Annotated in this window: 20 protein-coding genes and 1 pseudogene; 13 read left to right on the top strand and 8 right to left on the bottom strand. The window is 66.3% G+C overall.

What is annotated here, in order from left to right; all coding sequences use genetic code 11:
• Nucleotides 1-14: 14 nt before the first annotated feature.
• A complete protein-coding gene (locus tag I0D00_RS16490; RefSeq protein WP_213640911.1) occupies nucleotides 15-359 on the bottom strand; it encodes a pilin assembly protein in 345 nt (114 codons plus the stop codon).
• A 188-nt stretch (nucleotides 360-547) separates the two neighbouring features.
• On the opposite strand from I0D00_RS16490, the gene ppc reads away from it, so the two are divergent.
• The 6 genes from ppc to I0D00_RS16460 all read left to right on the top strand — a co-directional run bounded on the left by ppc (nucleotide 548) and on the right by I0D00_RS16460 (nucleotide 7,205).
• Nucleotides 548-3,184: a phosphoenolpyruvate carboxylase gene (gene ppc / locus I0D00_RS16485; RefSeq protein ID WP_213640910.1), complete on the top strand. Its 2,637-nt coding sequence runs from the start codon at nucleotides 548-550 to the stop codon at nucleotides 3,182-3,184.
• A gap of 249 nt (nucleotides 3,185-3,433) precedes the next feature.
• The gene (gene adk / locus I0D00_RS16480; protein WP_213640909.1) at nucleotides 3,434-4,081 is read left to right on the top strand and encodes an adenylate kinase; all 648 of its coding nucleotides are present in this window, start codon (nucleotides 3,434-3,436) and stop codon (nucleotides 4,079-4,081) included.
• A gap of 195 nt (nucleotides 4,082-4,276) precedes the next feature.
• Nucleotides 4,277-5,062 carry a 5'-nucleotidase, lipoprotein e(P4) family gene (locus I0D00_RS16475; RefSeq protein ID WP_213640908.1) on the top strand — a complete coding sequence of 262 codons (786 nt, stop codon included), beginning with the start codon at nucleotides 4,277-4,279 and terminating at the stop codon, nucleotides 5,060-5,062.
• A gap of 161 nt (nucleotides 5,063-5,223) precedes the next feature.
• On the top strand, nucleotides 5,224-5,904 hold the full coding sequence (gene tsaB, locus I0D00_RS16470; RefSeq protein ID WP_213640907.1) for a tRNA (adenosine(37)-N6)-threonylcarbamoyltransferase complex dimerization subunit type 1 TsaB: 681 nt from the start codon (nucleotides 5,224-5,226) through the stop codon (nucleotides 5,902-5,904).
• 99 nt (nucleotides 5,905-6,003) lie between these two features.
• On the top strand, nucleotides 6,004-6,345 hold the full coding sequence (locus I0D00_RS16465; protein WP_213640906.1) for a hypothetical protein: 342 nt from the start codon (nucleotides 6,004-6,006) through the stop codon (nucleotides 6,343-6,345).
• The gene (locus tag I0D00_RS16460; RefSeq protein WP_213640905.1) at nucleotides 6,345-7,205 is read left to right on the top strand and encodes a DUF72 domain-containing protein; all 861 of its coding nucleotides are present in this window, start codon (nucleotides 6,345-6,347) and stop codon (nucleotides 7,203-7,205) included. The genes I0D00_RS16465 and I0D00_RS16460 overlap by 1 nt, the downstream gene beginning before the upstream one ends.
• 9 nt (nucleotides 7,206-7,214) lie before the next feature.
• On the opposite strand, the gene I0D00_RS16455 is transcribed toward I0D00_RS16460, so the two are convergent.
• The 5 genes from I0D00_RS16455 to I0D00_RS16435 all read right to left on the bottom strand — a co-directional run bounded on the left by I0D00_RS16455 (nucleotide 7,215) and on the right by I0D00_RS16435 (nucleotide 13,412).
• Nucleotides 7,215-8,318 (bottom strand): FAD-binding oxidoreductase, encoded by a 1,104-nt coding sequence (locus I0D00_RS16455; RefSeq protein ID WP_213640904.1) that lies wholly within the window; start codon nucleotides 8,316-8,318, stop codon nucleotides 7,215-7,217.
• Between the two features lie 103 nt (nucleotides 8,319-8,421).
• Nucleotides 8,422-9,924 (bottom strand): aldehyde dehydrogenase, encoded by a 1,503-nt coding sequence (locus I0D00_RS16450; RefSeq protein ID WP_213640903.1) that lies wholly within the window; start codon nucleotides 9,922-9,924, stop codon nucleotides 8,422-8,424.
• Between the two features lie 28 nt (nucleotides 9,925-9,952).
• A complete protein-coding gene (locus I0D00_RS16445; RefSeq protein WP_213640902.1) occupies nucleotides 9,953-11,281 on the bottom strand; it encodes an NAD(P)/FAD-dependent oxidoreductase in 1,329 nt (442 codons plus the stop codon).
• A 25-nt stretch (nucleotides 11,282-11,306) separates the two neighbouring features.
• Nucleotides 11,307-12,197 carry a dihydrodipicolinate synthase family protein gene (locus I0D00_RS16440; protein WP_213640901.1) on the bottom strand — a complete coding sequence of 297 codons (891 nt, stop codon included), beginning with the start codon at nucleotides 12,195-12,197 and terminating at the stop codon, nucleotides 11,307-11,309.
• A gap of 264 nt (nucleotides 12,198-12,461) precedes the next feature.
• Nucleotides 12,462-13,412, bottom strand: coding sequence for a LysR family transcriptional regulator (locus I0D00_RS16435; protein ID WP_213640900.1), 951 nt, complete (start codon nucleotides 13,410-13,412; stop codon nucleotides 12,462-12,464).
• A 165-nt stretch (nucleotides 13,413-13,577) separates the two neighbouring features.
• Between I0D00_RS16435 and I0D00_RS16430 the strand changes: the two genes are divergently transcribed.
• The 4 genes from I0D00_RS16430 (at nucleotide 13,578) to I0D00_RS16415 (ending at nucleotide 18,068) form a co-directional block, all read left to right on the top strand.
• Nucleotides 13,578-14,789: an aromatic ring-hydroxylating oxygenase subunit alpha gene (locus I0D00_RS16430; RefSeq protein WP_213640899.1), complete on the top strand. Its 1,212-nt coding sequence runs from the start codon at nucleotides 13,578-13,580 to the stop codon at nucleotides 14,787-14,789.
• 93 nt (nucleotides 14,790-14,882) lie between these two features.
• A complete protein-coding gene (locus I0D00_RS16425) occupies nucleotides 14,883-15,824 on the top strand; it encodes a DMT family transporter (RefSeq protein ID WP_213640898.1) in 942 nt (313 codons plus the stop codon).
• Nucleotides 15,825-15,938: 114 nt separating this feature from the next.
• A complete protein-coding gene (locus I0D00_RS21730) occupies nucleotides 15,939-16,886 on the top strand; it encodes a GlxA family transcriptional regulator (protein WP_213640897.1) in 948 nt (315 codons plus the stop codon).
• 189 nt (nucleotides 16,887-17,075) lie between these two features.
• Entirely contained in the window at nucleotides 17,076-18,068 is a 993-nt protein-coding gene (locus tag I0D00_RS16415) for an isopenicillin N synthase family dioxygenase (RefSeq protein WP_213640896.1), read from the top strand.
• A 235-nt stretch (nucleotides 18,069-18,303) separates the two neighbouring features.
• On the opposite strand, the gene I0D00_RS16410 is transcribed toward I0D00_RS16415, so the two are convergent.
• Nucleotides 18,304-18,888: a class I SAM-dependent DNA methyltransferase gene (locus I0D00_RS16410; protein ID WP_213640895.1), complete on the bottom strand. Its 585-nt coding sequence runs from the start codon at nucleotides 18,886-18,888 to the stop codon at nucleotides 18,304-18,306.
• Between the two features lie 165 nt (nucleotides 18,889-19,053).
• On the opposite strand from I0D00_RS16410, the pseudogene I0D00_RS16405 reads away from it, so the two are divergent.
• Nucleotides 19,054-19,194, top strand: a pseudogene (locus tag I0D00_RS16405) (IS110 family transposase); the annotation flags it as partial.
• A gap of 179 nt (nucleotides 19,195-19,373) precedes the next feature.
• Here I0D00_RS16405 and I0D00_RS16400 read toward each other — a convergent pair.
• Nucleotides 19,374-21,410 (bottom strand): NADH:flavin oxidoreductase, encoded by a 2,037-nt coding sequence (locus I0D00_RS16400; RefSeq protein ID WP_213640894.1) that lies wholly within the window; start codon nucleotides 21,408-21,410, stop codon nucleotides 19,374-19,376.
• A 299-nt stretch (nucleotides 21,411-21,709) separates the two neighbouring features.
• On the opposite strand from I0D00_RS16400, the gene I0D00_RS16395 reads away from it, so the two are divergent.
• The gene (locus tag I0D00_RS16395; RefSeq protein WP_213640893.1) at nucleotides 21,710-22,390 is read left to right on the top strand and encodes a TetR/AcrR family transcriptional regulator; all 681 of its coding nucleotides are present in this window, start codon (nucleotides 21,710-21,712) and stop codon (nucleotides 22,388-22,390) included.
• A gap of 144 nt (nucleotides 22,391-22,534) precedes the next feature.
• Nucleotides 22,535-23,353: a pyrroline-5-carboxylate reductase family protein gene (locus I0D00_RS16390; RefSeq protein WP_213640892.1), complete on the top strand. Its 819-nt coding sequence runs from the start codon at nucleotides 22,535-22,537 to the stop codon at nucleotides 23,351-23,353.
• Nucleotides 23,354-23,401 lie beyond the last annotated feature (48 nt).

Here is a 23,401-nt window from a genome sequence, read left to right as displayed (position 1 = left end):
GCCGCGTCGCCGGCTCAGTGCTCGGCGCTGCCCTGCTGCTGCTGCAGCTCGCGCAGGTACTTGCGCGATAAGGCGAGAAAGCGCGGCGTCGGACCGATGTCCTCGTAAAGGGGATCGCCCTGCTCGTCGGTGGCCACCACCTGGCTGCCCTTGACGTATGGCAGGCTGGCCTCCAGCTCCTCCAGCGCCGCGCCGATCAGCTCGCCCAGCAGTTCTTCGGTATGGTGCTTGGGGTACATCTCGGTCAGCGCCGCCAGGCGCGCAGCCGCCTCCAGGTCGAGATGGATCTGATAGGTGTTGCGGGTCAGGCGGCCCTTCGAGTTCTGTTCCCAGTGATGGACAAGTTCGCGGATTTTCATAACTACCTCGTCCCTTGCCTAGTGTGGCTAGGCGGTTGTGCAATCCAGTGACGGGAGCAAGTCGTTTCGGGCTCGCCCTACCTCTAGACTAGACCGCTCGCGGCCGACAGGGGGGCGCCGCTGTCGCGCGCTTGTAAGAAGTTGCCGCGCTGGGCACTCTTGGTGCAATTCCCGGAGGAGGAAGGATCATGACGGAAATCGACGCGCGCCTGCGCGAGGACGTGCACCAGCTCGGCGAGCTGCTGGGCAACACCATCAGCGCACAGCTGGGCGCTGCCTTCCTGGGCAAGATCGAGCGCATCCGCAAGGGCGCCAAGGCGGCGCGGCGTGGCTCGGCCGCCGGCGCCGAGCAGCTCAGCGAGAGCCTCGACGGGCTCGACGACGACGAGCTGCTGCCGGTGGCGCGGGCCTTCAACCAGTTCCTCAACCTGGCCAATATCGCCGAGCAGTACCACCGGGTGCGGCGGCGGGGCAGCGACGAGCCCGAGCCCTTCGAGTCGCGGGTGCTGCCCGAGCTGTTGCAGCGCCTGCAGGCCGGTGGCCACGAACCCGCGGCGCTGGCGCGCCAGCTCGGCGGCCTGGAGATCGAGCTGGTGCTGACCGCCCACCCGACCGAGGTGGCACGGCGCACCCTGATCCAGAAGTACGATGCCATCGCCGCGCAGCTGGCGGCCCAGGACCACAGCGACCTGTCCGCCGCCGAGCGCGAGCAGGTGGCCCAGCGCCTGCAGCGGCTGATCGCCGAGGCCTGGCATACCGAGGAGATTCGCCGCAGCCGGCCGAGCCCGGTGGACGAGGCCAAGTGGGGCTTCGCGGTGATCGAGCATTCGCTGTGGCAGGCGCTGCCGAACTTCCTGCGCCAGGCCGACCATGCGCTGCACGCGGCCACCGGCGCGCGCCTGCCGCTGGACGCCGCGCCGATACGCTTCGCCTCCTGGATGGGCGGCGATCGCGACGGCAATCCCAATGTCACCGCGCCGGTGACCCGCGAGGTGCTGCTGCTGGCGCGCTGGATGGCCGCCGACCTGTACCTGCGGGATATCGATCAGCTGGCGGCCGAGCTGTCCATGCAGCAGGCCAGCGAGGAGTTGCGCGCACGGGTCGGCGACAGCGCCGAACCCTATCGCAGCCTGCTCAAGCAGCTGCGCGAACGCCTGCGGGCGACCCGGGCCTGGGCCCACGATGCCCTGCAGGGGCCGCTGGCGCCCTCTGCCGCGGTGCTGCAGCACAACGACGAGCTGCTCGAGCCCTTGACGCTGTGCTACCGCTCCCTGCACGCCTGTGGCATGGCCGTGATCGCCGACGGTCCCTTGCTCGACTGCCTGCGCCGCGCGGTGACCTTCGGCCTGTTCCTGGTGCGCCTGGACGTGCGCCAGGACGCCAGCCGGCATGTCGCGGCGCTGGACGAGATCACCGACTACCTGGGCCTGGGGCGCTACGCCGAGTGGGACGAAGAGGCGCGCCAGGCGTTCCTGCTGGGCGAGCTGGACAACCGCCGGCCGCTGCTGCCGGCGCACTTCGAGCCCAGTGCCGAGACCGCCGAGGTGCTCGCCACCTGCCGCGAGGTGGCGGCGGCGCCGGCGGCCTCCCTGGGCTCCTACGTGATCTCCATGGCCGGCGCGCCTTCCGACGTGCTGGCGGTGCAGTTGCTGCTCAAGGAGGGCGGGCTGTTGCGGCCGATGCGCGTGGTGCCCTTGTTCGAGACCCTCGCCGACCTCGACAACGCCGGGCCGGTGATCGACCGCCTGCTCGGCCTGGAGGACTACCGCGCGCGCCTGCAGGGTCCCCAGGAGGTGATGATCGGCTACTCCGACTCGGCCAAGGATGCCGGCACCACCGCGGCGGCCTGGGCGCAGTACCGCGCCCAGGAAGCCCTGGTGCAGGTCTGCGCCGCCCACGGCGTCGAGCTGCTGTTGTTCCACGGCCGCGGCGGCACGGTCGGCCGCGGCGGCGGCCCGGCCCACGCGGCGATCCTGTCGCAGCCGCCGGGCTCGGTGGCGGGGCGCTTCCGCACCACCGAGCAGGGCGAGATGATCCGCTTCAAGTTCGGCCTGCCGGACATCGCCGAGCAGAACCTCAACCTCTACCTGGCCGCCGTGCTGGAGGCCACCCGGCTGCCGCCGCCGACCCCGCAGCCGGCCTGGCGCGAACTGATGGACCGGCTGGCCGCCGACGGCGTCAGCGCCTACCGCGGCGTGGTGCGCGAGCACCCGCAGTTCGTCGACTACTTCCGCCAGGCCACCCCGGAGCAGGAGCTCGGCCGCCTGCCGCTGGGCAGCCGGCCGGCCAAGCGCCGCGAGGGCGGGGTGGAGAGCCTGCGGGCGATTCCCTGGATCTTCGCCTGGACCCAGACCCGCCTGATGCTGCCGGCCTGGCTCGGCTGGGAATACGCCCTGGCCAATGCCCTGAAACGCGGGGAGGGCGAGCTGCTCGGGCAGATGCGCGAGCACTGGCCGTTCTTCCGCACCCGCATCGACATGCTGGAGATGGTCCTGGCCAAGGCCGATGCGGCGATCGCCCGACTCTACGACGAGCGGCTCGTGCAATCGGATTTGCGACCCCTGGGTGAGCATTTGCGCGACCTATTGTCGCAGGCGGTGGCCGCGGTGCTGGGCTTGACCGGGCAGTCGCACCTGCTGGCGCACAGCCCCGAGACCCTGGAATTCCTCAGCGTGCGCAACACCTATCTGGACCCCTTGCACCTGCTGCAGGCCGAGCTGCTGGCCCGCGCCAGGCAGCGTCAGAATGAGGCCGACAGCCCTCTGGAGCAGGCCTTGCTGGTCAGCGTCGCGGGGATCGCCGCGGGCTTGCGCAACACCGGCTGAGACGCCCGCCGAAGCCCTCTGTGCGGGCCCCGGCAGGGGCTTGCAGGGGGCGTCTCAGGCGCTCTTCGGCGCCCCTCGGCCAGGCCGCCGCCTGCGACTTTCGGCGGCTTGTGCGCCGGGGGTGCGCTGTGTATCTTGATCGGCCTTCTGGCAGTCAGGCACCCGTGCGCAGTGCTGCCGAAACCATTCTGAGATTGGCCCCACGAGGCGAGTCCGACGATTTCTATTTAAATCTTGAGGAGCACATCGATGCGCGTGATTCTGCTGGGGGCGCCCGGTGCCGGTAAAGGTACCCAGGCTGGCTTCATCACCAAGAAGTTCGGCATTCCGCAAATCTCCACCGGCGACATGCTGCGCGCCGCGGTCAAGGCCGGCACCGAGCTGGGCCTGAAGGCCAAGAGCGTCATGGATGCCGGCGGCCTGGTCTCCGACGATCTGATCATCAACCTGGTCAAGGAGCGCATCGCCCAGGCGGACTGTGCCAACGGCTTCCTCTTCGACGGTTTCCCGCGCACCATTCCCCAGGCCGAAGCCCTGAAGGACGCCGGCGTGAGCATCGACCACGTGGTCGAGATCGCCGTCGACGACGAGGAAATCGTCAGCCGCATCGCCGGCCGCCGCGTGCACCCGGCCTCCGGCCGCGTCTACCACACCGAGCACAACCCGCCGAAGGTCGCCGGCATCGACGACGAATCCGGCGAGGAACTGATCCAGCGCGACGACGACAAGGAAGAGACCGTGCGCCACCGCCTGTCGGTCTATCATTCGCAGACCAAGCCGCTGGTGAGCTTCTACCAGCAGCTCGCGGCGGCCGAAGGCACGCCGAAGTACAGCGCGGTGGCCGGCGTCGGTTCGGTGGACGAGATCACCGCCAAGGTCCTGGCCGCGCTCAGCTGAGTCGCCAGTCGCCTTGCAACAACGGCCCGCTTGCGGGCCGTTGTCGTTTCTGCAAGTGGCGCGCCGGAGTCACTGAGCGTCGTTCACAGAACAGCAACCTTGCTCGCCTAAGCTAGCCTCCGTCTTGGTCTAGACCACGGAGGGATGGTCATAGACCTTAAGTCTTTACCCATGCTAAGGAAGAGAGCGCATTTAATGACCGAGAAAACAGCAAAGAGTGCTATCTGGTTGGGCCTTGCGCTAGCGCTGGCGGGGAGCCCTGCGGCGTTCGCCGATGCCAAGGCGCAACCCAAGGCAGACTGCGCAGTCGCCGAGTTCGCCATGGGGCTGCGCTTTCAGCAGCAGTCGGCGGAAGTTCAGGCCCTGCAGCTGCAGGCCTACAACATCGCTACGCTGAAGCTGGATGCTGCAGTAGCCGCCGCGAAAGATCCGTCGAAGTTGGCCATCGTTACCGACCTGGATGAGACCGTCATTGATAACAGCGCACTGTTGGCGCGGGACCTTGCCAACTGCCACACCTATGACGCCTGGGACACCTGGCTGCCCTGGGAACGAGACGGGACTCCGCGGCTGATCCCCGGCGCCAAGCAGTTCCTGCAGCACGCCGACAGCCTGGGCGTGACCATTCGCTACATATCGGACCGTGCCGACGAGCAGAAGCCACACACCCTGGCCACCCTGAGCAAGCTCGGTCTACCCCAGGTGTCGGCGCAAAGCGTGCTGCTGCTGGGGCCGCCCAAGGTCGAGCGGCGCGCCATCGTCAGTGCCGATCATCAGGTCGTGTTGTTGCTGGGCGATACGCTGCATGACTTCGATGGGCGTTTCCGCAAGACGCCGCTGGCCGAGCAGCGCGCGACCGTGGCCGCCGAGGCCGACAAGTGGGGCGCCGAGTGGATCGTCTTCCCCAATGCGAGCTACGGCACCTGGTCCGAGGCGCCTTTGCAAGCCTGGGAAGCAAAGACCGTCATCGAGCCCTGGTAAATCGCTGTTTGCAGTGCTTGCGCCGGGCCGTTGTGGCCCGGCGCGTGCCTGTTGCCCGGCTGGCCCGTTCGCGTGACAGACGCGAACTCACGTGATTGCGCTGGAAAAAAAAGCCTCAAGCCGTTTTAATGCCGCTCCTTCTCGTCACCTGCCCGAACGTAATGACTACTCTCCTGGCTCTGGACACCGCCACCGAAGCCTGCTCCGTCGCCCTGCTGCACGACGGCGAGGTATTCAGCCACTACGAAGTGATTCCGCGCCTGCACGCCCAGCGCCTGCTGCCGATGATCAAGGCCCTGCTGGAGGAGGCGGACGTCGCCCTGTCGGCGCTGGACGCGATCGCCTTCGGCCGCGGCCCCGGCGCCTTCACCGGGGTGCGCATCGCCATCGGCGTGGTCCAGGGTCTGGCCTTCGCCCTGGACCGCCCGGTGCTGCCGGTGTCCGACCTGGCCGTGCTGGCCCAGCGGGCGCTGCGTGAGCACGGCGCGCAGCAGGTGGCCGCTGCCATCGACGCGCGGATGGACGAGGTCTACTGGGGCTGCTACCGGGCGCAGCAGGGCGAGATGCGCCTGCTCGGCGCCGAGGCGGTGTTGCCGCCGGAACTGGCCGGCCTGCCGCGCGACGCCGCCGGCGACTGGTTCGGCGCCGGCACCGGCTGGGGCACCCATGCCGTGCGGCTGCCGGCGATGCTGGGCGGCCAGGACGGCGCCATGCTGCCCCACGCCGAGGACCTGCTCGGCCTGGCGGGCTTCGCCTGGGCCCGCGGCGAGGCGCTGCCGGCCGACCAGGCGCAGCCGGTGTACCTGCGCGACCAGGTCGCCACGCCCAAGGCGCCGCAGTAGTCGACCTCCCGGCTGGCGGCGGCTCGATTGCCAAGCCGGGGCTGCGGCGGTAGATTGGTCGAATCCCACACAGTTGGCCAAGCGGCCGAGCAGTAACTGATGCGCATCGACGGCTCCATCGCTCCCTACTCGCCAGATCGCGGGCCCCGTTCGGGGACTGCGGTCACGCCCTATCGCGAGGCGCAGCGGGAAGTCGAGGCGCGTCGCGAGCAGGCGGCCGCCCCGGCCAGCAGCCAGGGCTTCGAGCAACTGCCGCAGTTGCGCCGGGTACAGGCCAGCAGCGGCGGCAGCGACAACCTGCAGTCGCGCGCCGAGGACTCCGGCTACCGGCCGGCCCTGAGCAGCCGCGCCGCCCAGGCCATCGCCAGCTACAGCAGCACCGCCAGCTTCGCCAGCGAGCCCGACGCGCAGCAAGTGCTGGGGCTCGACCTCTACGCCTAGTGCTGCCCTATTTCCTCGGCTGCCCGTCCTGGAGCGAGCCGGCCTGGCGCGGCTCGCTGTACCCGCAGGACGCCCGCCCGCGAGACTTCCTGCCGCGCTACAGCCAGCTGTTCAATGCCGTGGAGGGCAACACCACCTTCTACGCCAGCCCCGCGGCCGATACCGTGGCGCGCTGGGCCGCGACCATGCCGGCGCAGTTTCGTTTCTGCGCCAAGCTGCCGCGGGACATCAGCCATGGCGGCGACCTGCGCGCGCAGCTGGGCGCCAGCGACGCCTTCCGCCGGCTGCTGGCGCCCCTGGGGGCGCGGGTCGCGCCGTTCTGGCTGCAACTGCCGGCGAGCTTCGGTCCGCCGCGCCTGGGGGAGCTGGCCGCCTTCGTCGAGCACTGGGCGGATGCCGACCTGGCGGTGGAGTTGCGCCACCCGGCGTTCTTCGCCAGGGGCGAGGAGGAGCGAGCGCTCAACCGCCTGCTGCAGGGACGCGGCATCGAGCGCATCTGCCTGGACTCGCGGGCGCTGTTCAGCTGCAACTCGGACGACCCCGCCGTGCGCCACGCCCAGGCGAAGAAGCCGCGCCTGCCGGTGCGCCCGACCGCCTTCAGCCAGGCGCCGCAGCTGCGTTTCATCGGCCACCCGGAGCTGGCGGCCAACGATGCCTTCATGGCGCCCTGGCTGGACAAGGTCGCCGCCTGGATCGAGGCGGGGCGCACCCCCTATGCCTTCCTGCACACCCCGGACAACCGCCTGGCGGCGCAGCTGGCGCGGCGTTTTCACGCCCAGTTGAGGCAGCGTCTGCCCGGCCTGGCGGCGCTGCCCGAGCCGAGTTCGTCAGATACTCGAGCGCAGCTTGCGCTGCTCTGAGGCCGGTCTCTAGTACTCCACCTCGACGGCGCCGGTGACCCGGGTGCAGCAGCTCAGCACGAAGCCCTCGGCGATTTCTTCCTCGCTGATGCCGCCGTTGTGCTCCATGGCGGTCTCGCCGCTCACCACGCGCACCTTGCAGGTGCCGCAGATGCCCATGCCGCAGGCCTTGGGAATGGTCAGGCCGGCACTGGCGGCGGCCTCGTAGAGGGTGCTGCCGAGTTCGGCCTGCACCGACTTGCCGGAGTCGCTGAAGGTCACCCAGTGGCTGGCCTGGGGCTCCTCGCTCAGGGCCACCGCGGCCTGTTCCTCGGCGGCGGCGATGTCCTCGTCCGGCGTCGCGCCGAAGGACTCCTCGTGGTAGCGGGTCATGTCGTAGCCGGCTTCGCCGAGCAGGCGCCGCACCGCGCGCATGTAGGGCGCCGGGCCGCAGCAGAACACCTCGCGCTCGAGGAAGTTCGGGGCGATCAGCTGCAGCATCTCGCGGCTGAGGAAGCCGCGGTAGCCGCCCCAGATCTGCCCGGTCTCGTTGCGTTCGCAGATCAGGTGCAGCTTGAAGTTGTCGATGCGCGTGGACATGTAGTCCAGTTCTGCGCGGTAGATGATGTCGGCGGGGGTGCGCGCGCTGTGGGCGAACACCATGTCGACCTCGCTGTTGGTGTTGAAGAACCAGCGGGCCATGGACATCACCGGGGTGATGCCGACGCCGCCCGAGAGCAGCAGCACCTTGTCGGCCGGGTAGTCGATGCAGTTGAACTGGCCGACCGGGCCGTGCACGGCGATCAGCTCGCCTTCCTTGAGGTGTTCGTGCAGCCAGTTGGATACTCGGCCGCCGGGCACGCGCTTGACCGTGATGGAGAAGCTGTAGGGAATCGACGGCGCGCTGGAGATGGTGTAGGAGCGCAGCACCTGCTCGCCGTCGATCTCCAGCTCCAGGGTGACGAACTGCCCGGGCTTGAAGAAGAACAGCACCGGCTCCTGCATGCTGAAGCAGTAGGTGATGACGTCCGCGGTCTCGCGGATGACCTTGAGGCAGCGCACCAGATGGCGGCCGTTGGCCCAGGTCTGGGTGCTGACCGGGTTGAGGTATTCACTGCTGGTGAGGCTGTGCATGGGCGTTTCTCGGCGATAGGCGAAGCCCCCTCGCCGGCGGTTGCCGGGAGGGGACTGTCGATCTAGGGGGAGCGGCCGCGGGTGCGGCCGGGAGAGGCTGGCGTCAGGACAACTGGATCCAGGTGGTCTTCAGCTCGCAGTACTGATCGTGGGCGTAGATCGACTTGTCGCGGCCGCCGAAGCCGGACTGCTTGTAGCCGCCGAACGGGGTGCAGATGTCGCCCTCGGAGAAGCAGTTGACCGACACGGTGCCGGCGCGGATGGCCGCCGACATGCGGTGGGCGGTGTTGATGTTGGCGGTCCACAGCGAGGCGGCCAGGCCGTAGCAGGTGTCGTTGGCGATGGCGATGGCCTCTTCTTCGGTGTCGAAGGCGATCACCGCCAGCACCGGGCCGAAGATCTCCTCCTGGGCCACCGAGGCGGCGTTGGAGTCGGCTTCGAAGATGGTCGGGGCGACGAAATAGCCGCCGCTCTCCGCATGCAGGCGCACACCACCGGTGACCAGCTTGCAGCCCTCGGCCTTGGCCTGCTCGATATGCCCGAGGACCTTGGCCATGTGCGCTTCTTCGATCAGCGCGCCGAGGCGTACGCTCGGGTCCAGCGGGTCGCCGGTGGCCCAGTCTTGCAGCTGGCTGAGCATTTCCTCGAGCAGCGCGTCCTTGAGCGAGCGATGGACAATCAGCCGGGAGCCGGCCGAGCAGTTCTCGCCCATGTTCCAGAAGGCCGCGGCGAGCACGTTGCCGGCCACCGCCGAGAGGTCGCCGGCATCGCCCATGACCACCTGGGGGTTCTTGCCGCCGCACTCGAGCACCACGCGCTTGAGGTTGCTCTTGGCCGAGTACTCGAGGAACAGCCGGCCGACCTCGGTGGAGCCGGTGAAGGCCGCCAGGTCGATGTCCGGGTGCAGGCCGATGGCCTTGCCGGCGCTGTGGCCCAGGCCCGGCACCACGTTGAGCACGCCGGCCGGGATGCCGGCCTGATGGGCCAGCTCGGCCAGGCGCAGGGTGGCCAGGGAGGTCAGCTCGGCGGGCTTGAGGACCACGCTGTTGCCGGTGATCAGCGCCGGGCCGAGCTTCCAGCCGGCCATCATGCAGGGGAAGTTCCACGGCAGCACGGCGCCGACCACGCCGATCGGTTCGCGGCGGATCATGCCGACGTTGCTCGGGCTGGACGGCGAGATGGCGTCGTACAGCTTGTCGCCGGCCTCGGCGTGCCAGCGGATGGTGTTGGCGGTGTCGGGGATGTCGATGCCGTAGCACTCGCCGACCGGCTTGCCGGCCTCCAGGGATTCCAGCACCGCCAGCTCCAGGCGGTGGGCGTCGATCAGGTCGGCGAACGCCAGCATGATCGTCTTGCGCTCGGCCGGCGCCAGTTTCGACCAGACCCCGGCGTCGAAGGCGGCGCGGGCGGCCTGCACGGCGGCGTCGACGTCTTCGGCGTCGCAGGCGGCCACCTCGGTGATGACCTGGCCGGTCGCCGGGTTGAGGGTGGCGAAGGTGGCGCCCGAACGGGCGGCGACGAAGCGGCCGTCGATGAAGGCCTGGTTGCGGTATTCCAGGCGCTCGAGCTGCTGGTCGATGGCGCTGCGGGTGAGGGCGTCGGTCATTGTTGTTCTCCTGAAGGTTGGGGCAGTTTCAGAGTTCCACGCCGGCGGTCCACTCTTTCCAGGCGAGGGTGGAGCGCACGCCGATCCCGAGCAGGGGTTCGGGTGGATTGCGGCTGGGTTTGGGCTGTTCCAACATGATGCTCAGCAGGTCGCTGTCCATCCCCAAGGCGTACTCGGCGATCAACTTGCCGGAGATGGTGCCGCGGGTCAGGCCCAGGCCGTTGCAGCACACCGCGCTGAATACGCCGGGGGCGATCTCGCCGAACACCGAGCCGGCGTTGCGCGAGATGCACAGGGCGCCGCCCCAGGTGTATTCGAAATCGACCTCCGGGAGCATCGGGAAGCGCCGCGCGAAGGAGGTGCGGTGGGCCTTGAGTACCCGCTGCAGGGTGCCGGCCGAGGCGTTCACCTCGGGGTTGTAGGTGAAGGAGTTGCGCACGCAGATGCGCCCATTGGCCAGGCGCCGCACCGTGGAGCCCAGCGGGTCGGCCGGGATCAGCCCCCAGCTCTGCTCGCCGCCCAGGCGCGCCTGCTCCTCGGCGGTCAGCGGGCGGGTCATGCTGCCGTAGGTGTACACCGGCAGCAGGCGGCCCTTGAGGCCCAGTTCGCCGAAACTCGCGGCATAGGCGTTGTTGGCCAGCACCAGGCGCGGCGCCTGCACGCAGCCCTGGGCGGTGGTCAGGCGGTGCGGCTTGCCCACCTCGATGTCCAGCACCGGGCTGTCCTCGAACAGCCGCACGTTGGCCGGCAGGCTCTGGCCCAGGCCGCGCGACAGCGCCGCCGGCTGTACCAGCACGGCACCCGGGGCATGCAGGCCGGCCTGGTAGAAGTCGCTGCCGGTGACGGCCTTCATCTGCTTGGCATCGAGCAGCCGATAGGGCTCGCCGAGGGCGCTCAGGCCCTTGGCGAAGGCTTCCAGGGCCTGGCCGCCGCGCTCGTTGGCCGCGCCATGCAGCTTGCCCTGCTCGCGCCAGTCGCAGTCGATGCCGTGGCGCTGGACGATCTCGCGGGTGTAGTCGATGGCGCCGCGGCTCAGGCGGATGATCTTGTGGTCGGCCTCGTGACTGCTGGTATAGCTGTGCGAGGTCAGGTCGTGGGGCAGGTCGACCATGAAGCCGGAGTTGCGCCCGGCGGCGCCGAAGCCGACGCGCTTGGCGTCGATCAGCACCACCGAGGCCTCGGGCTGCAGTTCGGCCAGGCGGCGGGCGGCGGCCAGGCCGGCGTAGCCGGCGCCGAGCACCACCCAGTCGGCCTGTACGGTGCCGCGCAGCGGCGTGCTCGGCGGCGGTGGCGGCAGGGTCTCGTACCAACCGCAGCGCCCATCGTCCTGGGGCAGGAAGTTGCAGTGCAGTTGCATAGGGAGTGCCTCCACGGTCAAAGGGTTAGCCGCGATGGGCGATCAGTTGCTCATAGGTCTGCTTGAAGGCGGCCTTCTCGGCGTCGTTCAGCGGCAGCAGGGGGCGGCGGGTGACGCCCACCGGCAGGCCGGCCAGCTCGCAGCCGTGCTTGATGTACTGGCAGAACTTGCCGCCGCCCTCGAGCAGGTTGAGCATCGGCAGCAGGCGCTGGGCCAGCTGGCGACCCTTGAGCATGTCCTGCTCGACCACGCAGGCCTGGTACAGCGCCACGTGCTCGCGGGCGAGGAAGTTGGAGGCGCCGCAGACCCAGCTGCGCGCGCCCCAGGTGAAGAACTCCAGCACCTGGTCGTCCATGCCGCAGCTGGTCTGCAGCTGGTCGGCGTATTCCTGGGTCAGGTGGTGCATGCGCTCGATCGAGCCGGTGCTCTCCTTGATCGCCTGGAAGTTCGGCCGGCCCTTGAGGGCGTCGATGAACTCGAAGCTCATCGGCGTGCCGGTGCGGGCGGGGAAGTTGTAGAGCATGATCGGCATGTCCAGGGCGTCGTCCACGCACAGGGCATGGGCCAGCAGTTCTTCCTGGGTCGGCTGGCAGTAGTAGGGCGCGGCCAGGAGAATGCAGTCGAAGCCGGCGGCCTTGGCGTAGCGGCCCAGGTCCAGGCTTTCCTCGGTGCTGGTGGCGTTGATGCCGGCCATCAGGGTGATGCGGCCCTTGGCCTGCTCGGCGACCGCGTCGAACAGCTGCTTGCGCTCGGCGTTGCTCAGGGCGTAGTACTCGCCGGTGGTGCCGCCGATGATCAGGCCGTGCACGCCGTCGCCGATCAGGCTGTCGATGACCTCGCGCAGGGCGGCGAAATTGATCGCCCCGTCCTGGTTGAAGGGCGTTACCACGGGAGTCCAAATGCCATCGAAGTTCATGCGATCACCTGATTGTAAGAGGTTGAATGTGTGGTCGATTTCGGGAAAAGGTTACGGCCGTTCGGCGCCGGGCAATAAGCAACATTTAGGGCCGTTAATTAATAATCAAAGGTTATGGATTGGCCGCGAGGGGGAATCGCGCCCATAAAAAAACCTGCACTCGGCAGGTTCTTGTACGGGGTGAAGGCGCAGGCCTGAAAGTTCAGCTGGTCTTTCGCGGCTTATGGATAACCGGGTGTAGTGGCTGACAATAACCTGTCGTTATCAAAGTTGTTCCATCAGCCAGTCGCGCAGTCGGCAGCAGGCCTCGTCGTCTTCCTTGTCCTCGCTGAAGGTCAGGTAGTGCAGGCTTTCCTTGTGCACCACTTGCTCCTCCACCGGGCGTACCAGCTGGCCCTGCTCGACCAGGTGGCCGACCAGGTGGTGCCAGCCGAGCGCCACGCCCTGGTGGTTGAGCACCATCTGCACCAGCATGTTGTAGTCGTTGGCGTTGAAGAAGTGCGGGCTGTCGCTGCCGCGCGCCTCGATGTCGACGTCGTGGAAGGCCAGCCAGACGCCCCAGTCGACGTGCTCGGCCACCTGCGAGCGGCCGTAGGGGCTGAGGTTGAGCAGCACGCTGTCGCGCAGCCCCGGCAGGCTGCGCAGCTCGGGATGCTGCTCCAGGTAGCGCGGCGTGCACACCGGGTAGATGACGTCGTGGAACATCGGCAGGCTGCGGTAGCCGGCGCGGATCTTGGCCATCTTGGTGATGAAGATGTCCGGGCGCACGCCGGGTTCCATGGACAGGAAATTCTGCGTGGTGATCAGGTTGAGGTCGATGTCCGGGTTGGCGCTGAAGAAGCTCGGCAGCCGCCGCGACAGCCACAGCGCGGAGAAGGCCGGCGAGCAGCACAGGGTCAGCACCCGCTTGCCGACGTTCTGGCTGCGGATGCGCTCGGCCGCCTGGGCGATGTTGACGAACGACAGCTGGGCGGCATCGAAGAAGATGGCGCCGGCGGCGGTCAGCTCCACGGCGCGGCCGGCGCGCTTGAACAGCTCGGCGCCCAGGTAGGTCTCCAGTTCGCGAATCTGCCGGCTGATCGCCGCCTGGGTCACGCACAGGGCCTCGGCGGCGCGGGTGAAATTCTGGTACTTGGCCGCCGCGACGAAGGACTTCACGGCGCGCAGGGAGGGCATCTTGATCAGCGTCTGATCGGGTTCGGTGTGTTTAACCATAACGGCAGGTATTCAATTTCCTGAATAAAAAGTCGGTTCTGCCGACTATAGCCCCGCTCTAGACTTTCAACAGTGCCAAAACGGCGTTGCTGGCTGCATTCGGGCGCGTAAGTTATCCGAAAGCGCCTGCTGGATCATCCGGTTAAGTGTTGGAGTGCCGATAAAGTGAATAACAAAGCCAAGGTTGCAGAACTCATCCAGCAGCGCAAGCCGCGTCATGCGCTGCCGACCGCGCTGTACAGTGACCTCGAGGTGTACCGCCAGGACCTGGAGCAGATCTGGCACAAGGAATGGATCTTCGCCGGGCACACCTTCGAACTGGAGAAACCGGGCCAGTACCTGACCCTGCAGATCGGCGACTACCCGGTGGTGGTGGTGCGCGGCGGCGACGGCCAGATCCGCGCGCTGCACAACGCCTGCCGCCACCGCGGCTCCAAGGTCTGCAGCGAGGCCAGCGGCAAGGTCGCCAAGCTGGTCTGCCCCTATCACAAGTGGACCTTCGACCTGGACGGCAAGCTGCTGTTCGCCGGCAACATGGGCGTGGACTTCAACAACGCCGACTACGGCCTCAAGGTCGCCCACTGCGAGGTGGTCAACAGCTACATCTACGTCTGCGTGGCCGAGCAGGCGCCGGACTTCGAGAAGTTCCGCGCCGCCTTGTCGCCCTTCATCGCCCCGCACAACCTCGACGACTGCAAGGTGGCCTTCGAGTCCAACCTGGTGGAGAAGGGCAACTGGAAGCTGGTGTTCGAGAACAATCGCGAATGCTTCCACTGCGACGGCACCCACCCCGAGCTGATGAACTCCTTCGTCGAGAACCTCTCGGTGGCCGGGGTCGGCGGCGACGAGGACCCCGAGCTGGTCGCCCACTGGGACAGCTGCGAGGCCGGCGGCCTGCCCAGCCGCCTGGTGATGGACGAGCACGGCCAGTTCCGCATGACCCGCATACCGCTGTCGTCCGGCGCTGTCAGCTACACCATGAACGGCAAGCCGGCGGTGAACCGGCGCCTGGACCGTAGCGGCGTGGAGAACATCGGCGCGCTGCTGTACTTCAACTACCCCTCGACCTGGAACCACTTCCTCGGCGACCACGCCCTGAGCTTCCGCGTGCTGCCCCAGGGGCCCAACGAGACCCTGGTGACCACCAAGTGGCTGGTGCCCAAGGATGCCCAGGAAGGCCTCGACTACGACCTGGAGACCCTGACCCGGGTGTGGCTGGCCACCAACGACCAGGATCGCCGTCTGGTCGAGGGCACCCAGGCCGGGGTCAACTCGCCGGCCTACGAGCCGGGGCCCTATTCCTCCATCGCCGAGAACGGCGTGTGCCAGTTCGACGACTGGTACTGCGCCACCATGGCGCGCAAGCTGGCCGACTGACGCGGCTCAGCACGTACCTGGCGGCCCCGCATAACCCTCGAGGATAGGCGGGGCCTATGCTTGTCCGATTCTCGATCAGCAGGTATCCCCATCATGCACAGCGCGCCTCCCCTGGTACTGAATGACGGCTATGCCAGGGGCTTCGTGCTCGTGCTGCTGTCGGCCTTCTGCTACGGCCTGCAGCCGCTGTTCGCCCAGTACGCCTATGCCGGCGGCGCCGACCCGGTGGGCCTGCTGCTGGTGCGCTTCGCCATCGCCGCGGCGATCCTGCTGCTGTTCCTGCGCCTGCGCGGGATGCGCCTGCCGCGCGGGCGCCTGGCCGGGCAGAACCTCTTGGTGGGCATCGGCTACGGCCTGGCGGCGCTGGGCTACTACAGCGCCAGCCGCAGCACCTCGGTGAGCCTGGCGGTGATCCTGATGTTCTCCTTCCCGGCCTTCGTCACCGCCCTGTCCATCGCCTACCTGGGCGAGCGCACCAATGCGCTCAAATTGCTCAGCCTGGTGCTGGCCCTGGGCGGCGTGCTGCTGGCCACCGGCCTGAGCCTGCGCGGCAACCTGACCGGGGTGCTCTGGGCGCTGTTCTCGGCCCTGAGCTACGGCGCGGCGATCGTCTACGGCACCCACAGCATCCGCCACGAGCAGCCCTTGGCCTCGGCGGCCATGGTGCTGCTGGGCTGCGCCCTGACCTTCGCCGTGGCCGCGCTGTGCTGGGGGGCGTCCACGCCGTCCGGGGCACCGGCCTGGTGGTCGATGCTGGGCCTGGCGTTGTTCGCCACCATCCTGCCGGTGGCCTTCTTCCTCGCCGGCTCGCCGCTGATCGGCCCCTCCGCGGCCTCCACCCTGTCGACCCTGGAGCCGGTGGTGGCGGTGACCATCGCCGTGCTGCTGATCGGCGAACAGATCAGCACCGGCATGCTCGGCGGCGGTTTGATGGTGGTGATCGCGGCGATCATCCTGTCGCGCCAGGGCGGCACCTTGCCGGAGCCCGCGTTGGTGCCGGTGCCGGTACCCGAGGAGCCGGACGAGATTCTCTAGGGCTCGCATCGCCGCGCCGGAGCCTTGCCTACGCAAGCAGGCGTCTTATCGTTTTCTTGCACGGGGAAGATGACCGCGATGCAAATACAGCCCGATCGATGTGAAACGAGGCGTGTGGCCTTCGTGCTGGTGCCCGGGTTCGCCTTGACCTCCTTCTCCCTGGCCATCGAAGCCCTGAGTGTCTCCAATTTCCTCTGGGGCTCGGCGGCATACGACTACCGCCTGTACAGCGGCGACCTCGATCCGGCGGTGACCGAGGTCTGTACGTCAAACGGCGTGCCGATCAAGGTCTCCGGGCACTGTAGCGAAATCGAAGACTGCAACCTGCTGTTCATTTGTGCCTACGAGAAGGCCGCTGGCTATGAGAGCGCTGTGCTCTTCGCCAAGCTGAAGGCGCTGAAAAAGAAGGGCTGCATATTCGCCTCCCTGTCGAGCGGCAGCTTTATCCTGGCCAGGGCGGGGGCTCTCGGCGACCAGCGCTGTACGCTGTTCGGTGAACAGATGGCGACCTTCAAGGAGCTCTATCCCACTGTGCCGGTGGATGAATGCATCTACACCGTGGGCGATGGGGTCTTCACCTGTCAGGGCGGAACCACGGCGCTCGACATGCTGCTCTACATCATCGGTCAGGACCATGGCGCCGAGTTCGCCATCAAGGTTTCCCATCAGTTCTGCCAGGACAGAATCAGGACGCGGGATGAAATACAGAATATTCGCCGCTATCTGGAGTTGAGAATGAAGTCGCCCTGTCTGGGGGCGGCCATCGAGTTGATGGAAAACAACATCGAAGCGCCACTGTCCATCGAAGTCCTGTCCGGCAAGATTGGTGCGACGGTGCGCACGCTGGAGCAGGTGTTCCGCATTCACGAAAACACCACACCGGTCAATTACTACCTGCAACTTCGATTGAAACATGCCAGGAGCATGATCGAGGACACCCGGCTACCCATAGCCACTGTCGCCCAGGCGACGGGGTTCGCCTCGCAGAGCTATTTCACCAAGCGCTTCAGGGAAGCCTACGGCTTTTCTCCGACGCGCTTGCGCGGCGACAAAAAATTATAAAATTCTTCGGCTTTGTTATATCTCCGCGCTGTCGGTAAGCGGAAGCTAGTGACTAAGGAGATGCTGAAATATTCCCTGCTTCCCGAAGTTATTTCGCCTGTAGCTGCAAGGTTGCTGGTCTGTATTCTTCGCAGGTCGGGCTTTTCAGATTATCCCTGAATTCATTTCGACGACCTTCAGGTGCAGCACATGACGCAAGTAATCGAAGAATGCCTTTCCAGCAAGTCGACTTCCTTCAGCGAGATCCCCGTTGTGGATATCGGGCCCTTGTTGGACGGCAGTGATGCACAGTCGGTGGCCGCTGAAATTGGCAATATCTGTGAGAACATCGGTTTCCTGTATATCAAGAATCACGGCGTCTCTTCTTCCCTGATAGAAGATGTGTATCGACTCTCGCGAAAGTTCTTCGACTTGCCCTTCGAGGTCAAGAATCAGCTGAACATCGTCAATTCCGGGCAGACGTTGCGCGGCTATATTCCGATGTATGGCGAGAACGTCGACCCCCAGAACACCAAGGACTTCAAGGAGTGCTTCGACTATGGTCGGCACGAAGAGCAGGTCTCGCCGTTCTTCGGCCCCAACCTGATGCCGGAGGAAGTCCAGGAATTCAAGCAGGTCATGGAGACTTATCATGAGGTAATGCTCGGGCTGGCGCGCAAGCTGATCAGCGCCATTGCCCTGAGTCTGGACCTGCCGGCGGATTACTTCGAGAAGCTGCAGAAGAAGCCGATCACCATTCAACGCCTGCTGCATTACCCGCCGCAGTTCGGCAATATCACCAAGAAGGAAATCGGTATCGGCGCCCACACCGATTACGGTTTTCTGACCATCCTCTCGCAGGATTCGAACGGCGGCTTGCAGGTGCAGAACAGAAACGGCGAGTGGGTCAGCGCGCCGCCCGTGGCGGATACCTTTATCGTCAACATTGGCGACCTGGTACAAACCTTCACCAATGACCGCTATATCTCCACCATGCACCGGGTGATCAATACCAGTGGGGTGGATCGTTATTCGGTGCCGTTCTTTATCGACCTGGATTTCGATGCGGTGGTGGATGTGGTGCCGAGCTGCATCAGCGCGGACCAGCCGAGCAAGTACCAGCCGTACACCAGCGGCCAGCACAAGTATAAGCGCTTCGTCGACAGCTACACCCACTTGCAGGATGTGGCTATCGGCGGCTAAGGCAGCGTCTTGGATATTCTGGTGCGTCGGTAAAGGGACTGGAGTGATTGACAGTGGATCACGCCAGCCCCTTTAGATTTCAGCGAGCGAACTGTCTCAACTGCCGTATACTTCTAGCCGAACAGTCCAGTTTCATTTGCAACAACATCTATAACTTGATGCATGGCGCCGGCACGCGCGCTCCTACAATGGAGCCAAAGGCACAATGTAAAGGGCGTCGCCTTGCCTGCAATGGTTAGGAATTTCTGGCTACTCCCATGACTACACCCATCGCGCTACCGTCACTTTGCATGGAAAAGGGAAGCGATGTGCAACACTCGGCAAATCCAGCCTCTGTCAGTGCCGATTTAATCTGTTGCTCTGAAAATCCATACCCTTTTTCGCCCTCGTCTTTGAACCAATCCCACTGCACCAGGCAACCATCCTTGTTAAGCAATTGTTTCAATAGCTTAAGCGTTTCTACGTAATCCGGTACGAAGGCCAGTGCCGAGGACGCCACGACAAGTCCAAATTTTGGTGACAACAGACTATTGTCGTTGATCAGCTTTTGGTCTAGTTCTGATGCGATTGTTGCAACATTGTTCAGGCGCTTGTTTTCGAGTACTGAAATCATCTTTTGCGAAGGATCGAGAGCCACCACTGAACTTGCTGTCTTTGACAACTTTTCGGTAAGCAAGCCTGTGCCGCAACCAAAATCAAAAATGCGACATCCCTTTAGTTTTGCAGTATTTTCCAAGGCAAGGTAGGCGTTATTCGCATAAGCAATGACGGCTTCATTGCTATCCCACCCTACTGCGTATTCATCCCAACCTTCACTCATTCTCAAAAACTCTCTTGTCTATCTGATTTTTACTAAAGCTTGGTAGCGGGGCGGGGTTTAATTCGTCCTAGTGAGCGAAGCGAACGATTTGAGTGCTGTAAAGGACGCTCCCCGCACCACCTTCTATACCCGCAATGGTGGTATCTGATAGCTGGGAGTGAGGCGATGAAGCGCATAGTGGTTGATCTGGCCAAGTCCGTTTACCCAGTTGCCGAGCGTGTCCGTGCCGGCGCGGTAAGTCAGTGCAGGCAGCTGAGTCGTGAGGCGTTTCGGCGATATATACAGGAGCAGGCCGGACTGGTCGAGTGACTGACGGACCTCGTGACACTGCCCGTAGGGTGGGTTAACCACGCAGCGGCGTAACCAACCATGGCGTCGGCCGGGCGGCCCCGTGCTCGAACGGCAGGCAGCCAGAAAGAAGAGGGACGCATGACGGTTTGACCGTCATGCGTCCCCAGTGCCCATCGGCGGTTTAGGCCAGGCGTTTAGAGGTCCTTGACCAGCCGCAGGGCGTCGTAGATGGCCGCATGGGTGTTGCGCGCGGCCACCGCGTCGCCGATGCGGAACAGCTGGAACTCGCCGGCCGGGTTGTCGTCGCGGGTCTGCGGCTGGCCGACGATCAGGTCGGCGTATTCGACCGCGCCGAGGTTGCGCGAGTAGGGCTTGAGTTCCAGGTACAGCTCGTCCATCGGCAGGGTGCCGTGGTTGACCACCACCTGGTCGACGTGGCGCTGTTTGCGCACGCCGCCGTAGTCGCTGTCGATCTGCGCCACCAGGGTCTGGCCTTCGCGGGCCACCGAGGCCAGGCGGTAGGTGACGGTGAAGGTGGTGTCGAGCTTCTGCAGCGAGCGCATGTAGGGCACCAGGTTCATCGCCATGACTTCCGGGGCGAAGCTGCGGTCCGGGGTCATGATCTCCAGCCTGGCGCCGCTCTGGGCGATCAGCTCGGCGGCCTGCAGGGCGGTGTGGTCGCCGGCGTCGTCGAACAGCAGCACGTTCGTGCCCGGCTTGACGTCGCCGGAGAGGATGTCCCAGGCCGAGACCACCAGTTCGTTGCCGGCGCTGAGCACTTCGCTGTGGGGGTAGCCGCCGGTGGCGATGATCACCACGTCGGGCTGCTCGGCGCGAATGCTCTCGGCCTCGGCCCAGCTGTTGAAGCGGAATTCCACACCCAGCGCCGTACATTGCTCCATGCGCCAGTCGATGATGCCGAGCATCTCGCGGCGGCGCGGGCTGCGGGCGGTCAGGCGGACCTGGCCGCCGGGCTGGTCGGCCGCCTCGATCACCAGCACCTGGTGGCCGCGTTCGCCGGCCACCCGGGCCGCCTCCAGGCCGGCCGGGCCGGCGCCGACGATCACCACCTTGCGCCGCGCGGCGGCCTGGGCAATCTCGTGGGGCATGGTCGTTTCGCGGCCGGTGGCGGCGTTGTGGATGCAGTAGGCCGCGCCGCCCTGGTAGATGCGGTCCAGGCAGTAGTTGGCGCCGACGCAGGGGCGGATGGCTTCTTCGCGGCCCTCGATCAGCTTGCGCACGATGTGCGGGTCGGTCATGTGGGCGCGGGTCATGCCGACCATGTCGACCTTGCCGGTGGCGATGGCGTGGCGCGCGGTGGCCACGTCCTGGATCTTCGCCGCGTGGAAGGTGGGGAAGTCGGTGGCGGCGCGGATCTGCCCGGCGAAGTCCAGGTGCGGCGCGCTGGCCATGCCCTGGATCGGGATGACGTCGGTGAGGCCGGCGTCGGTGTCGATGTGGCCGCGGATGATGTTGAGAAAATCCACCATGCCGCTGTCCTTGAGGCGGCGCGAGATGTCCAGGCCGTCCTCGGCGCTGAGGCCGCCGCTCAGGGCCTCGTCGGCGGTGTAGCGCACGCCGACGATGAACTGGTTGCCGACCCGCTGGCGCACGGCCTTGAGCACGTCGAAGGTGAAACGCAGGCGGTTGTCCAGGGAGCCGCCGTAGGGCGCGTCCAGCTCGTTGGTCAAAGGCGACCAGAACTGGTCCATCAGGTGGCCGTAGGCCTGCAGCTCGATGCCGTCGAGGCCGGCGGCCTGCATCCGCTCGGCGGCGTCGGCGTAGTCCTTGATGATGCGTTCGATGTCCCAGTCTTCGATCTGCTTGGGGAAGGCGCGGTGCGCCGCCTCGCGGTTGTGCGAGGGCGACACCACCGGCAGCCAGTCGCCCTTGTCCCAGCGGGTGCGCCGGCCCAGGTGGGTCAGCTGGATCATCACCGCGGCGCCGTGCTCGTGGCACTCGTCGGTCAGGTCCTTCATCCAGCCGACCACCTCGTCCTTGTAGGCGAGGATGTTGTTGAACACCGGCGGGCTGTCGCGCGACACCGCCGCCGAGCCGGCGGTCATGGTCAGGGCCACCCCGGCCTTGGCCCGTTCCACGTGGTAGGCGCGGTACAGCGCCTTGGGCATGCCGTCCTCGGGGTAGGCCGGCTCGTGGGAGGTGGTGATGATGCGGTTGCGCAGGGTCAGGTGCTTGAGCTGGTAGGGCTGGAGTAGCGGGTCGTTGGACATGGTCTGGGCTCCACGCAGGGAAGGGCTCGGGTGGCTGTTCGGACTTAATGTACATGAGTGTCTATTTCGTGGGCCAGGATGTACATTTACCCGGGGCGCGGATGTCGCTCTCGACTACTTCCTGTCGCAGGCAGTGGCTTATACAGAGCGAATTCGACTGTTCTAGAGGCTTTAACTGTTCATTGTGGAATATCCACTGGCGATGCTGCTCGAGGCTGAATGTACATCCATGTCATTTTTACCAACGTGCCTGGACATTCCGCTTGTGCCGGGGGGCGGGCGGCCGCTAGGATCGGGCCATGACTACACAGAGCAAATCCACCGAGAGCGGCTGGCGCGGCTCGGCCGAGGGCTGGTTGCAGGCCGCCTACGACAGCCTGGTCGAGTCCGGCGTCGAGGCCGTGCGCATCCAGCCACTGGCGAAGAAGCTGAACCTGTCACGCACCAGCTTCTACTGGTTCTTCAAGGACCGCGAGGAATTGCTGGCGGCGCTGCTCGAGCGCTGGCGGGCGAAGAACACCGGCAACCTGGTCAGCCAGGCCGACGCCTACGCGGAAAGCATCGCCGAGGCCACGCTCAACGTGTTCGACTGCTGGCTGAATCCCGCGCTGTTCGACTCCCAGTTCGAGTTCGCGGTGCGCAGCTGGGCGTTGCAGGAGGCCAGGGTGGCGGACGCGGTCGAGGTCGCGGACCGGGCGCGGCTCAAGGCGCTGAGCGGCATGTTCGAGCGCTTCGGCTACGAGCCCATCAGTGCCGATGTGCGCGCCCGATCCACCTACCTGACGCAGATCGGCTACATCAGCATGAACACCCGCGAGGATGCGCTGACGCGCATGCAGCGCATCCCCGAGTACGTGAAGATCTTCACCGGGCAGCTGCCGCAGCCCCGCGAGCTGGAGCGCTTCTATGCCCGCCACGGCTATGGGGTGCAGGCGCCGACCCTGGTGGCGCTGGGGGCGAAGAGTCCGCTGCTGGGGTAGCGCCGCGTACTTGAGCGAGCAAAGGAAAACACCCTGTGGAGAGCAAGAATCTAGGGTGGATGGCCGCTGCCATCCAGCATGGCGGGCAAGCCTTCGGCGTTGCCCTTGCTTGAATGAACGGCCTTGCGCCGTAGGGGAGGAAAAATGGCACAGGCAATGACGTTCGGCATCATCGGTGGCGGTGGCTGGCTGGGGCGCGCCATCGGCGGCGCCATGCTCGAGAAGGGCGTGCTGGCGCCCGCCGGGCTGATCCTCTCCAGCCGCAGCGGGCGCATCGAGGGCTTCGCGGCCTGGCCGGGGGTGCGGATGACCCGGGACAACCGCGAGCTGGCGGCCAGTGCCGACATCATCGTGCTGTCGGTGCGTCCCGAGCAATTCGCCGACGTGCATATCGACGCCGCCGACAAGCTGGTGATCTCCTTCATGGCCGGGGTCTCGGTCGATACCCTGAGCGCCCGCACCGGCAGCCGCCGGGTGATTCGCGCCATGCCCAACGCCGCGGCCGAGATCGGCCAGTGCTACACGCCCTGGTTCGCCACGGAGGCGGTGAGCGCCGCCGACAAGGCCTTCACCCAGGCGATGTTCGAGGCCTGCGGCGGCGCCGACGAGGTGGCCAGCGAAGCCGACCTCGACTACCTGACCGGCCTGGTCGGCTCCGGCGCGGCCTATCCGGCGCTGCTGGCCGAGGCCATGCTCGGCCATGCCCTGGCCCGGGGCATTCCCCGCCAGGTGGCCGAGAACGCGGTGCGCGGCGTGGTGGTCGGCGCCAGCCAGCTGCTCGGCCGTGACGGCATGCCGCCGGCCGCGATGGTCCAGGCCATGCTCGACTACCGCGGCACCACGGCCGCCGGCCTGCAGGCCATGCTCGACGCGGGCTTCGGGCGGGCCGTCGAGGCCGGGCTGGACGCGGCCGAGACGGCGGCGCGGCGCATGCAAGCCGAGTATTCCGCGCCCGCGGAATGACCCCGCCCACAGCCCTTGGACCCGCCTGCCGGTTGCCGCGGCGGGCGG

The organism is Pseudomonas lalucatii, from assembly GCF_018398425.1.
Taxonomy (GTDB): Bacteria; Pseudomonadota; Gammaproteobacteria; order Pseudomonadales; family Pseudomonadaceae; genus Aquipseudomonas; species Aquipseudomonas lalucatii.
Note: the sequence above shows the minus strand (reverse complement) of the source record. Positions and strands in the feature narration are given on the sequence as shown.

Coding starts and splice junctions, on each gene's coding strand:
- I0D00_RS16490 (WP_213640911.1), bottom strand. CDS start 359: ATGAAAATCCGCGAACTTGTCCATCACTGGGAACAGAACTCGAAGGGC.
- ppc (WP_213640910.1), top strand. CDS start 548: ATGACGGAAATCGACGCGCGCCTGCGCGAGGACGTGCACCAGCTCGGC.
- adk (WP_213640909.1), top strand. CDS start 3,434: ATGCGCGTGATTCTGCTGGGGGCGCCCGGTGCCGGTAAAGGTACCCAG.
- I0D00_RS16475 (WP_213640908.1), top strand. CDS start 4,277: ATGACCGAGAAAACAGCAAAGAGTGCTATCTGGTTGGGCCTTGCGCTA.
- tsaB (WP_213640907.1), top strand. CDS start 5,224: ATGACTACTCTCCTGGCTCTGGACACCGCCACCGAAGCCTGCTCCGTC.
- I0D00_RS16465 (WP_213640906.1), top strand. CDS start 6,004: ATGCGCATCGACGGCTCCATCGCTCCCTACTCGCCAGATCGCGGGCCC.
- I0D00_RS16455 (WP_213640904.1), bottom strand. CDS start 8,318: ATGCACAGCCTCACCAGCAGTGAATACCTCAACCCGGTCAGCACCCAG.
- I0D00_RS16450 (WP_213640903.1), bottom strand. CDS start 9,924: ATGACCGACGCCCTCACCCGCAGCGCCATCGACCAGCAGCTCGAGCGC.
- I0D00_RS16445 (WP_213640902.1), bottom strand. CDS start 11,281: ATGCAACTGCACTGCAACTTCCTGCCCCAGGACGATGGGCGCTGCGGT.
- I0D00_RS16440 (WP_213640901.1), bottom strand. CDS start 12,197: ATGAACTTCGATGGCATTTGGACTCCCGTGGTAACGCCCTTCAACCAG.
- I0D00_RS16435 (WP_213640900.1), bottom strand. CDS start 13,412: ATGGTTAAACACACCGAACCCGATCAGACGCTGATCAAGATGCCCTCC.
- I0D00_RS16425 (WP_213640898.1), top strand. CDS start 14,883: ATGCACAGCGCGCCTCCCCTGGTACTGAATGACGGCTATGCCAGGGGC.
- I0D00_RS16415 (WP_213640896.1), top strand. CDS start 17,076: ATGACGCAAGTAATCGAAGAATGCCTTTCCAGCAAGTCGACTTCCTTC.
- I0D00_RS16410 (WP_213640895.1), bottom strand. CDS start 18,888: ATGAGTGAAGGTTGGGATGAATACGCAGTAGGGTGGGATAGCAATGAA.
- I0D00_RS16400 (WP_213640894.1), bottom strand. CDS start 21,410: ATGTCCAACGACCCGCTACTCCAGCCCTACCAGCTCAAGCACCTGACC.
- I0D00_RS16395 (WP_213640893.1), top strand. CDS start 21,710: ATGACTACACAGAGCAAATCCACCGAGAGCGGCTGGCGCGGCTCGGCC.
- I0D00_RS16390 (WP_213640892.1), top strand. CDS start 22,535: ATGGCACAGGCAATGACGTTCGGCATCATCGGTGGCGGTGGCTGGCTG.